Raw genomic sequence first — 13,978 nt, 5'->3', positions numbered from 1 at the left:
TTGATAAATCAAAACCTTACTCTAATTCTTTTAAACTACTCTCCATTTCAAATTTCAATTTGTCGACCTCGTTAACAAAGTCTGCAAACTCATTTTGAAGTTCTATTGGTGGAATTGGAATCATTAATCGTCCAAGAATTTGTTGATTTAAATTTTGTATGTTAGCACCTCTACCAGCCATATTTTTTCTCATAGAATCTGTTTTAAGAACTTGTAACAAATACGGTATTTCTAATTTTTCATCTGTTTTTCTATATCGAATGCAAAATCCACTATATGTTGTTGAAATTCCTTTTGGATACACAACTAAGCATCGTCCTACTAGAGCTTTATTCCCATTTGAACGCACAAACACAATATCTCCATCTTGTAGAATATATTCTTTACTTGGCTTCTGATTTAAACTTACTTTTCCTAAACTACTAACATCATCAATCTTTGATAAATCTTTAAAATCTCCAACACCTAAATATTGTAGTTCAATACCTGTTTCATCTGCACTAAAATTCATACCATTTTTACAACTACCACTATCTAAAAACGGTTTTAGTTCCCACCCTAATGGATTTTGGATAGGGTCTCCAAACATCTCGATAAATCTCGATTTAACTTAGAAATAAGTCTTCTTTAAAAGACATTAATCTAATAATCTTTCTTCTAAATAGGAATACTTTAAATACTCTGGGTTACTATAATAAACTTAAATTAATCTAAAATATTATCCTATATACTTCCTATGTGAAATCTTAACATTATTCTGATTTACCATTGCATACTCAAGTGTAGTATCTATTTTCTGATGTCCTAAAAGATGCTGCACCTGTTCTATAGGCATTCCCTTATCTATTGCCCTAGTTGCAAGGGTTCTCCTAAATTTATGAGGAAATACTTTACTTATATTTAGTTTTTGTCCTAACTGTCTTAATCTTATTTCTACACCACTTATTTTCAATCTTTTATAAGGTTTTAACAAAGAAACAAATAATGCTTCATTATCATCAATTCTACTTTTAAGATAATTTTTTAAATGTATTTTAGTTTTAGCATCAAAATATACTCTTCTTTCTTTACTACCCTTCCCTAAAACAATACATTGTCTTTCATTAAAATTAATATCTTCAATATTTAAATTTACCAATTCACCTACACGCATACCTGTAGAATTAAGCAAATCTATAATTGCAAGATCGCGAATTTCTTTACAGTTATCACGCATTATTTCTAAATGCTCATCTGTATATGTTTCCTTCACAATCTTTCCAGTTCTAATTTTATGAATCCGTCTTACCGGACTTTTTAAAATGTAATTCTCATCTTCAAGCCAAGAAAAAAAAGTGGATAAAATACGTCTTATATTATCAATAGTGACCTTACTACAATTACTATTTTTATGATATTTGGAAAGATAATTTCTTAAATCTTCTGTTGTAATGTGTTTTACTGGCTTTTTCAATATTTTAAACATATTATCTATAGTGGACTTATAATATTTTATAGATTTATCAGAACACCCCTCTACTCCTTTTGCACAAATAAATAGATTACAGTAATCAACTTTATCATCATATGACTTATTAGACCTACCCAAAAATATTAATCCATGGAAGTTTTCCATTAACACCTTATGAAGTTCCTCCATTTGAAAATTATTAAGTAAGCCAACCATTCTTTGTTCAATTTCAATGATTAATTTTTCCATTACAATCTTCCTCTCTTTATCTCAGTCTTAAAAAACTTATTCAAGAGCATGTCATCCATTATCTCTCATCTAGAAATTATGGAAATATTAAAAATATTAGCCTTGAAATAAAAATTTTAGATTGTAATATTATTGCCAGTTATAGAGAATAACTTTCCAGAATTTACTTCATAAATCTATATTAATCTTTACCCCTGTCAATACTTAGTTCATTTTCTACTTCCTTTATAACACGTTTAGCTCTTTTACTTAAATTTAAAGCTTCTTCAACTAAGCTATTTATATTTATTAAAACTTTAAATGCTATATCAATCATATCTTCACTATAAAATCTATTTTCTTTAGGATACCTATGTAATATGAAATTATTATCTAATAACTTTAACGCATTATAATCTTCTTTAGTAATTTCAGCCCCTAAATCAAGTTTAATAGACTCATAAATAAGTCCTGTTTCATGAATCAACAACTCTAATCCATACTCTTTGATAACAAATGACTTGAGTATTCTCTCAATAGTTCCATGTATCATCTCTAACTGCCTTGGATAAGATATGCCCACTTTATTAGCAAGTATCGCATCTCTAAACATAACATTAGAATCAGCTTTCCAAAACTTATAATTTTCCTTTTTTACGTTATTGGGTTTAAATTTTTTTAACTTTAGTGATTTATTGGTTCTACATTCCAATGTAAATCTATTAATCAATTCTTCCATAATTATCCTCTTAAGAAATCAACTAAAATATTAAATCCATACCCTTTAGCATAGTCTTCAATATTAGTAAGGATTTCTCCCATTTCTTTTGCTTTTATATTTGATTTAACATAAACTTGTATAACATAGTATCCATCTACTTCGCTGTATTTAAATTCTGATATTTTATCCAATATATTTTTATCTAACGTATCTAAAACATTATTAATTATCTTATTATATTGCTCTTTACTCACTTATAATCACACCTTTCTTATATCTTGCTATTATAGATTTCATCCTAATATTTATAATCTACTACTACTTAAACAATTCTCCCTTAAAAGCTTTTTGCATCAATGAATTAAAATTATCCTCTAATTCTTTTAAACTACTCTCCATTTCAAATTTCAATTTGTCGACCTCGTTAACAAAGTCTGCAAACTCATTTTGAAGTTCTATTGGTGGAACAATGACATTTTGTTCGCTCAATATTTTAAGATTTATATTTTTCTGTGCTGATTCTGGTGCTGAATCTTCTAATATTTTTTGCAAGAAAGACATCCAAAATTGAATAAACATATTATTAGTTTTTTCACTTGGAATGAAAGCAACTACACTATCTGGAAAACAAGCATCGAACGTTAATATACTCGTCTTTGCAATATTAGCAGCAATAGTAATGCATAATATGCCTTTCTTCCACATTTTACTCTGTTTAAGGCCTAATTCTGAATAAGTCTGTGTATACTCCTTTAAATATATTCCAGCATTTGCAATATCCCCAGTTTGAATTAAAGGATATGGGCCATTTAATAACTCTGGAGCATTTCTAGGTCTATGTTTTGATTTTCCTCTTGCTAATTCTCCTAACTCATTTAACTTTTCCTTATCCCATCCTTTTGAATTAATAACTGGGTCTCCAAACATCTCGATAAATCTCGATTTAACTAATTCATCTAATAAATTAATAGCTTCCTTTTTCTTTTCTAAAGCATTTTTAGCCTTTTCTAAAACCTCTACTATTTTCTTTTGAATTACCAGTTTTGGTACTGGTATTTTAGCTTCAGTCAAATTCCCAAGTTTTATATATTTTATAACTCCACCTATAGACTGATTTCTGAGGATATCAATATAATTATTCATATAATAGTATAAGTACTTTGTATCTAAATAAAGTTTATCTTTACTTTCAACTATATACGTTCTTTGATAAGCATCAAATTTCCCTTTATAATATTTAATATTTAAATCACCATTACCAGCTACTAAAACACACTCACAATCATATGAATACTTGTCAATTCTTAAAGTAGTTATAGAACATGTAAAAAAAGGATATTTACCATTTTCAGTGGATGCATTTGCATCTAACTTTCCTGTCTTTATATTGACTAAATCACCCAATTTTTTGATTTTAAATTCATTTGCTAAATTATTACCTACCATTTTACTTCACCATTTCCCTTATGATAGCTATTTCTTCTAAAATTGATTTTTCTAAAGATTCAATTCTGTCCAAAATAACACTTGGAGCGTCATACACTACTTCTTCATATTCTATCTCTTTATACTTATTTATAGATAAATCATAGCCATTTTCTACGATCTCTTCTTTTTCAACCCAAAACCACTTATCTTCTTTAGTTGGCTCTACTCCCTTATCTTTCTTTATCTCTCTCCATTTTTCTATTATATCTGGAATATCTCCATCTTTATCAAGCTTATTTCTCTTATCATCTAAAGAGAATCCATCGCTTTCCATATCATAGAACCATACTTTATTTGTCTCTCCACCTTTTGTAAATAAAAGAACTGCTGTAGACACCCCTGCATAGGGTTTAAACACCCCTGATGGCATAGATATTACCCCTTCTAGGGCATTTTCTTCTACTAAAGTTTTTCTTATTTCTTTATGTGCTTTTGTAGATCCGAATAAAACTCCATCTGGAACTATTACTGCACATCTTCCACCTAAATCTAAAATTCTATTTATAAGTTTCATAAATAATAATTCTGTCTTAGTGGTTTTAGCTCCCTTTACCAATTTAGCATTTATATCTTCTTTATCTACACTTCCTTTAAAGGGTGGATTTGCAAGTACTATTGTATATTTATTTTCTTCCTCATATATTTTTGATAATGTATCCATTTGCCTTATATTTGGATTATCAATACTATGAAGCATAAGGTTCATAGAAGCTATTCTTACCATGGATGGATCAAAATCAAATCCATAAAACATTTCACTTTTAAAATTTTCCCATTCATCCTTTGTCAGCATATCTCCAATTCTATTTTGTAAAACCCCATCTTCATCTATAAATACACTCTCTGGATTTGTGTATTTTTCCAAAATATACTCTAATGAATTAATTAAGAATCCAGCAGTCCCACAAGCAGGATCACATATTTTGTCCTCACTCGTAGGATCCATGAGTTCAACCATCATTCTTATTATGTGTCTTGGAGTTCTAAACTGACCATTTACCCCTGATGTAGAGAGTTTTGATAATAGATATTCGTATAAATCTCCCTTAGTATCTGCATCATCCATATTTATCCCATCTATGAGTCTAACAGATTCTTGAAGTAATGATGGCTTTGGTACCATAAACACAGCATCTTTCATTTCAGATGTAAAACTTGAATCTTCCCCACCCATGGATTTTATAGCCAAAAAAACTTTTTGTGATACTATATCAAACATTTCAAATACATCTAAATGTTTAAATTCTCTCCATTTTAATAATTCATAATTAAAATCTTCTTCTATTTTTCCCTCTTCTTTTAGTTTTTCTGTTAAATTCATGAAAATTGATTTATATGGTTTTTCCAGTCTATTAGCCTTCCTTTTATTAAAATTATCTATATCATCTAATCTTTTTATAAATAATAAATAGGATATTTGTTCTACAACAGTCAAAGGGTTAGATATTCCCCCTGACCAAAAGCTATTCCATAGTTTATCAATTTTACTCTTAATTTCTGCACTTAACATTATTATGACTCCTCCTAAATTTAAGATATAACCCTTACTCTAAACGGTGCTATTAATTCAAAAACATCATCCGCCATTCTCCCAAATATCCCGTCTACACCATTAGGATTAAAAGATATATATGGCTCTGCAAATAATTCTGCAAAGGATATTCCTTTATTTTTAGAAATGCGATTTTTAATTATTTCTAAAGTTTTAATCTGAGTTGCATTCATTCTTTGATGATGTTTTTGAATAAATTCTTCAAATCTTTTATTTAGCTCTTTTTTATCAACACCTACAAATTTTCTAATAATACTTACTATATCTTCTTTATCTATATCTGTTTTACTTGAAAGTTCCTCTACACTATAAACAAAATCTTCTCCTAATATTTTATAAATACTATGAAGTTCTGTTTGAGAAAGCTTTTCTCCCTTTCTAATTTTATGGATTACTATATTATTATTTAATTTTTCTTCTATGGCCTTTCTTACCCTATTTTCATATGGCTCCATATTAGCTCCATAAAGTACTGATCCAGCACTTATTTCTTTTACCACACCTCCAGTATCTTTTATATCCATTACCACAAAAGTTCCTTCATTAGCTCCAATATATTGCATTAAGTCTCTTAAATCTATTCTTATTTGTTCTAGCTTTTCATAGCTAAGATTGTCCCAACCCCATGGCCTTAATAAAGATTTTACAATTTCTCTTTTTGAGTCAAACTGATTTATATTTAGCTTCAACCTCGCAAGCTTTGCCATAGTAGAATTTATTTCTTTAACTAAATCCTTTTTACTCCCTACCAAAAAACTTTGAAGTATTCTATAAATTGAGTTATCAAATAAAATAGCATCTAAACTATCTTTAGCTACAATCCACTGTATTAAAGGTGATATTTCTAATTTTAGTTTTTTTATGAAATCATCACTTAAAGACTTCCAATATTCTTCTTTTTTTATATTGTCAATTTTTCTTCTATTTTTCTTTATTTCTATACTATCTTTTGGTAACTTATTTATATCTTCTTTTAGTTTTTCTACAAAATCTTTACATATATCTTCTCTATCCATAGACTTATATATTTTTAAAAGATTACACATAAGTTCAAACCTTACCTGCATAGATGTTTTTTGTGGTTTGGGAATAAAACCCTTTGGATTCATTTCAAAATACTCAAAGTTTTTATAAAAATCAAATATAGCAAACTCTGTTTTATCTATCCCATGTCCAAATAAATTATCACATCTTCTTGTTCCTCTACCTATCATCTGCCAAAACTTAACCTTTGAATAAATAGGCTTTGCAAATACTAAATTAACTATTTCAGGTACATCAATACCTGTATCTAAAAGATCAACAGAGATAGCTATTCTAGGAAAATCTTCTTCTTTAAATTTTTCTATAAGTATTTCCTTATCTTTTATCCCTGAATAAATAACAGCTGTCAATTTACCTTTATACTCAGGATACATTTCATTAAATAATGAATCTATTAGATTGGCATGTTTTTTAGTTTTTGCAAATATAATTGTCTTGCCTAAATAGTCTCCTACTTTAATGCCATTTTTCATTAATGTTTTTAATATGAATTTATTTGTATCCCTATTAGATACCTTTTTTTCTAAGGCATCCTTATTAAACTCAATATCATCACCATCATAGCCTTCATCTTCCACCTGTCTTCTTTGCTCTTCTGTCATTTCACTATACTTTATTCCTTTTCTTAAAAAGTTTGTAGTAGAATCAATTACCCTTGGTTCAATCAGATATGGTGGAATATGACTCCATGCCTCATCTATTGAAAAATTAAATGTTGGATCCTCATGCTCACAATCAAATAAATCAAAAGTATTTCTTTCTATAAAATCAACAGGTGTAGCTGTAAGACCTATGATACGTGAATCAAAATGTTCTAATATATCCCTATAGGTTTTATATATACTTCTATGTGACTCATCACAAATAATAAAATCAAAAAATCCCACACTAAAATCACTATAATAGTTTATCATAGTTTGATACGTAGAAAAATATAATGTTGCTTCTCTATTATTAGAATTTTTACCTGTAAACCTACAGGATATTTGTTCTGGCATATAGGTTTTAAAACTATTCTTATCCTCTTTTGCTTGCCTAACAAGTTCATCCCTATCAGCTAAAAATAGCACCCTTTTAGCCCAATTTGCTTCCATCATACCTTTAGCTAATGCTATAACAGTTCTAGTTTTTCCTGTACCTGTAGCCATTACTAAAAGTGCTTTCCTATGTCCTTTAGAATATTTCTCATATACTCTTTTAATCCCTTGTATTTGATATGGTCTACCTGCAATATTACTATCTATCTTAACCTTATTTAAATCTTTCATATACTTATGCTTAAAAAATAACTCCTCTAAATCTTCTAGAGTATAAAAACCCCATATTTGTCTTGGCTCACTATATAAATCATCCCACATATAGATTTCGTAACCATTTGTATAAAACACTATAGGTCTTATTTTATAGTCTCTTTCAATGGTATTTGCATATTCTACACATTGCTGCCGACCTATAATAGGATCAACGGAAGACTTCTTAGCTTCCACCACTGCAACTATCTTTCCTAATTTATTAAATAATACATAATCAACACGACCTTTTTTCCCCTGTTCTTTATGGTTTTCTAAAGGAAACTCTTCCCTTACTAACTGACTATTAAAAACATCCCACCCTGCTTCTTTTAGCTTTATATCTATAAGTTTCTTTCTAGTTTTTGCTTCATCAAGATCTAAACTTTCTTCAACTTCTTTTTCTATGATTTTATCCTCTTTTGTAATAACTGCTGTTTTTGCTTCTTCTCTAACTTTATTTAATTCTTTAAAATGCTCCTGTTTTATTTCTTCTTTTTCTTTTATATACTGCTCAATATTATATAAAGGTGATTTAAAAGTATTTTTTTTAGGTATTTTATATGTTAATGGTTTAATTGATAAATCTTTTGTTACCTTAATATAAAACCATGCAGCTACCTTGTACATAGAAACTAAACAGTCTAAAGCATGCTTTTTATTTTCATAACCTTCATGATTGGCTTTATTCCCATAGCGCCTTACCAAATCAAATAAGTTTGGTATGGCCTGATTTATTTTTCTTGTCCTTAAAATTTTAATTTTATCATCCTGAGTTGAAAATTCTGATACTTCTATATTTAAATCTGATAAAATATAATCTATTATTTTCTCACCAAACATACGCATTTTTAACATGGAAGCATTATCATCTATGTGAAGATAATTTTCTGCTTGTACGCCTAGTTTTGCTAATACTGGCCATTTATTTTCTAAAAAAGTAAAATTAGACATATTAATCCCCCTTATTTCATTTTACTTAGTGCCCAAGCACTTTTCCCTCCAATAAATCCCTTATAATACAATATTACCTCTTATTTAAAGCCAATTCAATTATATTATTGTAATTACAACCATTTATAGAATTATTTATTAATTTATCACTTCCCCCCAAATCCTGTGAGCTATTATCTCCTACCTAAAGAAGATAAAAGTATTACAGATGTTAGTCCTGAAATAAAAATATAGAATGTATACTAAAAAGACTAATTTAAAATTTAAACCCCTAAATTTTTACTTATACTACGCCCATAAATAAACAAAAGCCCTGAAGTGCATAAAACACTGAAGGACTTTTTAAAATTTATATATATTACTTAAAATAATTTTTCTTTTATCTATCTACTTTTATATTTCTTTTAAATGTATAGTAAGTTGCAAGAAAATAACTTACATAAAGCATAATCATAAGAAATATACCTATACTCATATTTACTACAAACATACTTTCTCCTATAAAAACTTTTATAAGCTCTTCATAAATTATATAATAATTATATATAAAAATTACAAAAGCTATTGTTCCTATTACTATAGGAATTGTAAAATATATACCTATTTGTTTTAACACTATTTTATTAATTTCACTTTCTTCTATTCCAAGTTTTTTTAAAACATTAAACCTATCTTTATGCTCTATAGAGTCTATAAGCTGCTGCAGTGCAAGTACTGTCAAGCTTATCATAAGTAAAACCGCCCCTAGAAATAATCCTAATATTCTCATAGCTAAACTAATATTTAATATTTCAGAGGTTTCCGCTGATTTAATTCTTCCATCAATGAACTTACCCACACTTTTATATTTTTTTAAAAGATCTTTATTATTTTTTTCAAACCATGTAGGGATATATTTGGTCTCAAATTCAAAAGCATCCTTATAATTCATATGATTTTTAGTTGTAATAAATAAATCTACCTCTACTAATTTAAGCTCTTTACATATTATATCTTTAAGTATAATAATATTTGTTACAGGATAATTATAAATAGCTTCCCCTAATGATTCTTTATAGTATGGGTTTTTACTTAATTTTAAATTATTTCCTAATATATTTATGCTTTTGTTTTCCTTTATAAATTTTTCTATCTCAGACTTATCAGTGATTTTATCCCATTGCACTGTGTACTCATTATCTTTTAAACTAATTTTATTATAGCCTTTCATACTTCTTAATTTATTAAAATCACTTAAACTTATAATAAATGGAGCAGTAGACTTTACATTCTTTTTTTGAAAATCCTCCTCCTTTTCAAAATATTTTTCTACTTCTTCATATTCCTTTAATTCTACCCCTATACCTTTCAAATGATTTATAATTTCCGAATAATTATAATTGGCCATATCCCCTATTTTATTACTAAATTTATCTACCCTATAAGAGTAGCTACCACTTCTTAATTCTATATCAAAAGGTATTCTATAATCTAAATATCCTAAAGACCACTGGGACATTAATAATGTAAGTATAATACTTATTGCTGAACCTAAAAATGCTATGGATACAGTTGCCATAAGCATTGGCGTTGTCCTTAGTTTAGATAATATTGTACCTAATAAAAAAAGATTAGTTCCTTCATATTTAAAATTTATACTTCTTTCCTTTATTCTTATAAGAATATAAGATATAGAATAAAATAATGCATAAGTAGCTATTACAAAGGATATTATGCAAACTCCCTCTGCCATAATCATCCTTATACTATTAGCTGTATAATTACTATAATTTGTTGATTTTTTTACATCCAATATAAATTTAGTAGAATAAGCAAAAATACCATAGGATATTATTGATAAAATAAATACCATTAAATGAAGGTTTTTACTTCTTTTAAACTTAAATTCACTTATTTTACTATTATTTATCATATCTATTAATTTTAATTTGTTTAAAACTTTCATATTAAAAATTCCAACTATAAAAAACATGCCTATAAAAAAAATAAATGTCTGAATAACCGTATCCAAATAAAAATTAAAAGAAAATATAATCTTTTGGTTAACGCTTATATAAACCATGGCTATGACAACTTGGGAAAAAAGTACTCCAATAAATATGCCACATATTATAGCCAAGATTCCTATAAAAACCATCTCTATAAAAAACATAATTGCTATATACATTTGTTCCATACCAAGTAATATATATGTGGCAAATTCCTTTTGTCTTCTTCTAATCATATACTTGCTAACATATGCAACTAATAAGGATAGAAAAGCTGTAATTACATAGGTTGAATATTTTAATATAGTTTTAAAAACTGAAAATTATAAGAATCTTCTGTGATTAGATTGCAGTTTGAGCTTGATAAAGATGTAAAGGCATAAAATAGACTTTCACACATAGTTATAAAATATATTAGGTAATCTTTAATAGATTTTTTTGCATTATTTAGCCATAACTTAATATACATCTCTTACGTCACCACCTAATAATGCAACTACATCTAATACCTGATTAAAAAATTCTTTTCTCTTACTTAGATTTCATTTAATATTAAAATAAGGTTACAATATCGTAATAATAACTTTCTTCATTAAAATTTACAAAACCTGCCTTTTGGAATAACAATCTTAACCTTTGTGTATTCATCTTTTTTGATACTATATTTATTAATATACCTAATTTATCACATAGATTCTTGAATAAATATAACCCTATACCTGTGGATTTATTATTTAATCTCCCTTTATTTCCTGTAAATCTTTTATCAAATACCCTTCTTATTTCATTACTTAAAATTCCACCTGTTTTATTTTTTAAATACTCCCTTACACTCATACCATATACCCTTGTCCTCTTTTTGTTTTAATATAATCTTTTATTCCTAATTCCTCTATTTTAGCTCTTATTCTAGTTATAATTACAGTAAGTGTATTATCGTTTACAAAAAGTGTATTGTCCCATAAATATTCTAAAATATCTACTCTTGATACTATTTTCCTATTATTTTTTAATAGATAATATAAAATTTTCAATTCATTTTTATTAAGGTCTACAGACTTATTATTCTATTATACTTTTCACCATATTTAAAATAATTTTATTATGCTGTAAACACTCTGCTTTATTTTCAGTAGGATATGCCCTTTTTAAAATAGAATCTATTCTAGCTAAAAGAATTTGAGTATTATAAGGCTTTGTTATAAAATCGTCCGCTCCTAACCTTATTCCCATTAACTCGTCAATATTTGTATTTCTATTTGTTACTATTATTATTGGCACCTTTGAAAATGTCCTTATCTTTGTACATATCTTAAATCCATCATCCTTAGGCAAATTAACATCTAGTAATATTAAATCTGGACTATGGTCTTTTACTTCCTTTGCTACCTCCTTAAAATCCATTATTTTTATTGCCTCATACCCAGATTTATTTAATAAATTATAAATCTCATTTCTTATTAATTCATTATCCTCTAATACCATTATCTTAAATATTTTTCTAATCTCCATTTAAAATATTTTATCTATAATATATGCATATTATACCACTAGGTATCTATTCAATATGATAAATAGACACTTTTATCTTGCATACTTAAAAAATAGTGGCATTAGATGCATTAATTTTTTACACTTACTTTTAACTCATATACAATAAAGCCATCATTTCTGATGACTTTATTACTATATTTTTTGATAATCTTTTTTTAAAAATTTATTTTCTTTTGTATACATGGCTGATGATTTAATATCTAAACAAAAAAGATTACAGGTATCAAACACAGAAGAATTTCTTCCGAATTGAGCTTGTAATCTTACTTACTAATATGATATAAAACATTGTAATTAAATGGGATATCAAAATGGATGTCATTGAACTATGTCTGAAATCTTTATTTTCAGCGTTTTACAAATTTTAATAAAATTTGATAACCTAATCTTAGAAAATGGTGAGTATATTAATATTATTAATGTAACAATATTAATATTTGTTTTGCAAGCTAAAATATTAAGTTTAATGTGTTTTAGCTTGATTTGTTTTTTAATATTAAACTTTAATGTTTTTGAGTAGTTATTATCTTATCATCATTTTCTAATACTGTTTCAATATTTGCCACTACATACATCCCCTTTAAAAATTATTATATATTCTTTATACTTTATCTCAGGAGCTCAATTATATAACCTACTATTATTAAGGTTAACACTTTTTTCTATAATTATAAATAACATATGTTCTCGTTTTTATTATTTAAATTAGATATCTAATTTAAATATTTCTTTATTTTTGATATAATGATTATATGAAATAATGTACTAAATTTTTAAATTTATAACATATAAGGTATATATCATTAATATTAACACTGGTGCTATTTAGTATACTAATTTTAAATAATTCAGTAAATCCAGTTAATGTAGAAGGAATAACTTTTATAAATATACCTGTTAAATGATAAGGAAGTACAAAAAGAGATAACACTAATTTAATAACTAAGTATAAACTTATAAATCTATTAAAAATCAGTAAAAAAACCGATTTTTAGACATCTATAATCAAATTATACAAGGGGGATGATCATTATAAAGAAAAAAATAATTATAGCCATACTCATTGCATCAATTGCTTTAATTTCACTTTTTATGTATCATGGTAAAAACAATGAAAAAATTGATATTTATAATATAGTAAAAGAAACATTTTTAACTGATAAAGGATATTATGATGAATTGTCTAAACATGTTTCAGAAAATGTATTTAAACATACAAATATATATACTGTCTATGGGCTAAATAATCCAAAATACAATAAACCTTTCAAAATAAATTTTAATCTAAAAGAAAAATTACAACATAAGAAAAACAATTTAATTTTTGTGAAAATGATTTATACCGTTGAAATAAATGATTCACAAAATAACACTATAGGAGGATCTTATGATGTACCAATTACATTCACTGTTAAAAATGAAAATGGTAATTTGTACATTATATCAAAAGAGGAAAAAGCTTAACTAACAAATAAGTTATAACTTTTAATATATGTGAAAACACAAAAATATCTCTTAAGCCCCTAAATATACTTGGATAATTGCTTTTGAATTAGATATAATAAGAAAAAGCGATTGGAGGTAACTTATGAGAGGTAGAAGTTATACAAAAGAATTAAAGGAATCAATACTAAATGAGGTTAAAGAAGTAGGCAACGTTTCATTCGTTGCAAGAAAACATAGAAAGACGTGAATGCGGACTGATTATAA

Annotated in this window: 13 protein-coding genes; 1 reads left to right on the top strand and 12 read right to left on the bottom strand. The window is 26.7% G+C overall.

The window, feature by feature from the left end:
* Positions 1–16: 16 nt before the first annotated feature.
* The 12 genes from EJL03_RS08040 to EJL03_RS16810 form a co-directional block, all read right to left on the bottom strand.
* The gene (locus EJL03_RS08040; protein WP_125153451.1) at positions 17–589 is read right to left on the bottom strand and encodes a restriction endonuclease subunit S; all 573 of its coding nucleotides are present in this window, start codon (positions 587–589) and stop codon (positions 17–19) included.
* A gap of 129 nt (positions 590–718) precedes the next feature.
* Complete coding sequence (gene xerA, locus EJL03_RS08035) at positions 719–1,699, bottom strand: site-specific tyrosine recombinase/integron integrase (RefSeq protein ID WP_125153450.1); 981 nt, start codon at positions 1,697–1,699, stop codon at positions 719–721.
* Between the two features lie 181 nt (positions 1,700–1,880).
* Positions 1,881–2,417 carry a hypothetical protein gene (locus tag EJL03_RS08030; RefSeq protein ID WP_125153449.1) on the bottom strand — a complete coding sequence of 179 codons (537 nt, stop codon included), beginning with the start codon at positions 2,415–2,417 and terminating at the stop codon, positions 1,881–1,883.
* 2 nt (positions 2,418–2,419) lie between these two features.
* Positions 2,420–2,653 (bottom strand): hypothetical protein, encoded by a 234-nt coding sequence (locus EJL03_RS08025; protein WP_125153448.1) that lies wholly within the window; start codon positions 2,651–2,653, stop codon positions 2,420–2,422.
* A gap of 64 nt (positions 2,654–2,717) precedes the next feature.
* Positions 2,718–3,845 (bottom strand): restriction endonuclease subunit S, encoded by a 1,128-nt coding sequence (locus tag EJL03_RS08020; protein ID WP_125153447.1) that lies wholly within the window; start codon positions 3,843–3,845, stop codon positions 2,718–2,720.
* A gap of 1 nt (position 3,846) precedes the next feature.
* On the bottom strand, positions 3,847–5,397 hold the full coding sequence (locus EJL03_RS08015) for a class I SAM-dependent DNA methyltransferase (protein WP_125153446.1): 1,551 nt from the start codon (positions 5,395–5,397) through the stop codon (positions 3,847–3,849).
* A 20-nt stretch (positions 5,398–5,417) separates the two neighbouring features.
* A complete protein-coding gene (locus EJL03_RS08010; protein ID WP_125153445.1) occupies positions 5,418–8,726 on the bottom strand; it encodes a type I restriction endonuclease subunit R in 3,309 nt (1,102 codons plus the stop codon).
* Between the two features lie 379 nt (positions 8,727–9,105).
* Positions 9,106–10,950, bottom strand: a complete 1,845-nt coding sequence (locus EJL03_RS08005; RefSeq protein WP_243108676.1) for an FtsX-like permease family protein — start codon at positions 10,948–10,950, stop codon at positions 9,106–9,108.
* A gap of 316 nt (positions 10,951–11,266) precedes the next feature.
* Complete coding sequence (locus tag EJL03_RS08000; protein ID WP_125153444.1) at positions 11,267–11,551, bottom strand: ATP-binding protein; 285 nt, start codon at positions 11,549–11,551, stop codon at positions 11,267–11,269.
* On the bottom strand, positions 11,548–11,748 hold the full coding sequence (locus EJL03_RS16870; RefSeq protein ID WP_341472419.1) for a winged helix-turn-helix domain-containing protein: 201 nt from the start codon (positions 11,746–11,748) through the stop codon (positions 11,548–11,550). The genes EJL03_RS08000 and EJL03_RS16870 overlap by 4 nt, the downstream gene beginning before the upstream one ends.
* Positions 11,749–11,776: 28 nt before the next feature.
* Positions 11,777–12,226: a response regulator gene (locus EJL03_RS16865; protein ID WP_341472418.1), complete on the bottom strand. Its 450-nt coding sequence runs from the start codon at positions 12,224–12,226 to the stop codon at positions 11,777–11,779.
* A gap of 360 nt (positions 12,227–12,586) precedes the next feature.
* Entirely contained in the window at positions 12,587–12,763 is a 177-nt protein-coding gene (locus EJL03_RS16810; protein ID WP_125153617.1) for a helix-turn-helix domain-containing protein, read from the bottom strand.
* 528 nt (positions 12,764–13,291) lie between these two features.
* On the opposite strand from EJL03_RS16810, the gene EJL03_RS07985 reads away from it, so the two are divergent.
* A complete protein-coding gene (locus EJL03_RS07985; RefSeq protein WP_125153443.1) occupies positions 13,292–13,732 on the top strand; it encodes a hypothetical protein in 441 nt (146 codons plus the stop codon).
* Positions 13,733–13,978: the final 246 nt, after the last annotated feature.

Origin of the sequence: Clostridium rectalis, from assembly GCF_900626095.1 — a bacterium.
GTDB classification, from domain to species: Bacteria; Bacillota; Clostridia; order Clostridiales; family Clostridiaceae; genus Clostridium_AS; species Clostridium_AS rectalis.
Note: the sequence above shows the minus strand (reverse complement) of the source record. Positions and strands in the feature narration are given on the sequence as shown.

Bases quoted from the DNA above. Each gene is read 5' to 3' on its own strand.
- EJL03_RS08020 (WP_125153447.1), bottom strand. From the start codon at position 3,845: ATGGTAGGTAATAATTTAGCAAATGAATTTAAAATCAAAAAATTGGGT.
- EJL03_RS16865 (WP_341472418.1), bottom strand. From the start codon at position 12,226: ATGGAGATTAGAAAAATATTTAAGATAATGGTATTAGAGGATAATGAA.
- EJL03_RS08015 (WP_125153446.1), bottom strand. From the start codon at position 5,397: ATGTTAAGTGCAGAAATTAAGAGTAAAATTGATAAACTATGGAATAGC.
- xerA (WP_125153450.1), bottom strand. From the start codon at position 1,699: ATGGAAAAATTAATCATTGAAATTGAACAAAGAATGGTTGGCTTACTT.
- EJL03_RS08005 (WP_243108676.1), bottom strand. From the start codon at position 10,950: ATGATTAGAAGAAGACAAAAGGAATTTGCCACATATATATTACTTGGT.
- EJL03_RS08000 (WP_125153444.1), bottom strand. From the start codon at position 11,551: ATGAGTGTAAGGGAGTATTTAAAAAATAAAACAGGTGGAATTTTAAGT.
- EJL03_RS08040 (WP_125153451.1), bottom strand. From the start codon at position 589: ATGTTTGGAGACCCTATCCAAAATCCATTAGGGTGGGAACTAAAACCG.
- EJL03_RS07985 (WP_125153443.1), top strand. From the start codon at position 13,292: ATGATCATTATAAAGAAAAAAATAATTATAGCCATACTCATTGCATCA.
- EJL03_RS08010 (WP_125153445.1), bottom strand. From the start codon at position 8,726: ATGTCTAATTTTACTTTTTTAGAAAATAAATGGCCAGTATTAGCAAAA.
- EJL03_RS08030 (WP_125153449.1), bottom strand. From the start codon at position 2,417: ATGGAAGAATTGATTAATAGATTTACATTGGAATGTAGAACCAATAAA.